General features: G+C 38.5%; 1 protein-coding gene and 1 pseudogene. One reads left to right on the top strand and one right to left on the bottom strand.

The genetic code is table 11. From position 1 onward, the window contains the following. Positions 1 to 852: pseudogene (locus QUB61_RS39325) on the top strand (IS630 family transposase); the annotation flags it as partial. On the opposite strand, the gene QUB61_RS39320 reads toward QUB61_RS39325, so the two are convergent. Further along, positions 849 to 1,538 carry a hypothetical protein gene (locus QUB61_RS39320; protein ID WP_333190468.1) on the bottom strand — a complete coding sequence of 230 codons (690 nt, stop codon included), beginning with the start codon at positions 1,536 to 1,538 and terminating at the stop codon, positions 849 to 851. The pseudogene QUB61_RS39325 and the gene QUB61_RS39320 sit on opposite strands and share 4 nt — an antisense overlap. Between the last annotated feature and the right edge of the window lie 162 nt (positions 1,539 to 1,700).

Genomic DNA, 1,700 nt, shown 5'->3' with positions numbered 1-1,700 from the left:
TACATAGAAATATTACTAGAAACAATTGACAAAGCTCCTCAAGAGCTAGGATATGAATTTGGTCGATGGTCAGCTAAAAGATTGGCTACTTATTTAGAAGAAGTAACTGGAATTAAGTTAAGTGGCTCACAAGTATGGAGAATCATCTCAAAAAAAAAGTACGTTTACCTGTGGTCAAAATATAGCCTAGAGCACAAACAAGAGCCGGAGAAAAGAAAAGCTTTTAAAGAAAAATTAGAGGAATATTTAAGAATAGAAAAAGCAAGTCCCAATCGCCTTCAGGTATGGTTTTGGGATGAAAGTGGATTTAGTTTAAGGGTGATTAGGAGAAAGACTTGGGGCAAAAAAGGACATCGCAAAAAAGTGAGGGGAGATAGAAGAAAAGGAAGAGTGAATGTCATGGGAGCAATCAGGTATTCAGACAAAAAAAGATTTGTTGAATTTCTTAGTAAAAGTAACTCTAACAGTTTCTATAAAGTCTTGAAACTCTTCGATAGAGATTTAATAAGTGAATGGGTAGAAGCGGGAAACAATCGAGAAGATTTTACAGAAAAAGGGTGTCAAATAGTGATCGTATTAGATAATGCCAGCTTTCACAAGAAACAAGACTAGCTCCCGATAATAACAACAGAAATGCCTAATATTCATCGGGAATACTTACCTAAATATAGCCCCGACTATAACTTGATTGAATTGGTATGGCATTCAGCCAAAGAATATATTGCTAATCGACTTTTTAAATCAATTGAAGAATTAGAAGTTTTGTTGCATAAGCTTTTAAATGAAGGAGGATTGGTTATCAAATGGGGACGAAAACTTAAAAACAAAGGAAATGCTGTTATCACAATTTAAATGCGAAACAGCTTAGTACCAATAATTATGTCATTACCCTCACCGGTAGTGAAAATGCTAGAGTTTATAAGACCAAAACGACCAGCCCCAGTGATTATGTCGTTAGCCTTTCCAGTATCGAGGATGCAGTCGGACTCAATAATTATGCCAATATCGACGGAAAAACCTGTAATTGTGTCGTTACCCTCACCAGTATTTATGATGCTGCCATTTCGGTTTGTGATTCCCGCCGTGTTTGCCTCGGCTTGGCTAATGCCAGCGATTATGTCGTTACCATCACCGGTATCAATGGTGCCTCTTTCGTTGAAAATGCCATCAACAATACCTATGCCTTCTTCGATAAAGCCAGTGATTGTGTCGTTACCATCACCCGTATAAATACTGCCTTCGTTGTAAATGCCATAATTAAAAGTAGGGGTTTCACCCACAGAGGAATTTTCTATTTGGGTGAGGGTTCCCGTGATTGCGTCGTTACCACCAGCAGTATTGAGCGTGCCGGAGTTGAAAATGCTGCTAAATATAAGCCCAGGATCAAAATAACCAATTATGTTGCTAGTGCCAATGATTGTATCGTTGCCAGCAAGAGTATTAGCGATGCCAGTATTGATGAGTCTTTCCTCCACTCCAGACGGGGGAACAATATCAGCCTGGTCAGTAAACGTTAGATTTGAAAGTTCGATGGCCATAGGAAGACCTCGTTATTAAGAGAGAAATGAAAGAATGTTAAACGTTATATTTTATATTTGTATCCTAATTTAGGATATTCTATTCGTAGAAGTTCAGGGGGGTAGCTTCCGATGGCTCGAACATGATAGAGTAGGGGACATGGAAAAGACTGTGCCGGAACT

Origin of the sequence: Microcoleus sp. C2D2 (genome assembly GCF_036702495.1) — a bacterium.
Classification (GTDB): domain Bacteria; phylum Cyanobacteriota; class Cyanobacteriia; order Cyanobacteriales; family Microcoleaceae; genus Microcoleus.
This window is presented reverse-complemented; position numbering and strand designations above follow the sequence as displayed.

What these genes read in the sequence shown, in the direction of transcription:
- QUB61_RS39320 (WP_333190468.1), bottom strand. Translation starts at nt 1,538, where the DNA reads ATGGCCATCGAACTTTCAAATCTAACGTTTACTGACCAGGCTGATATT.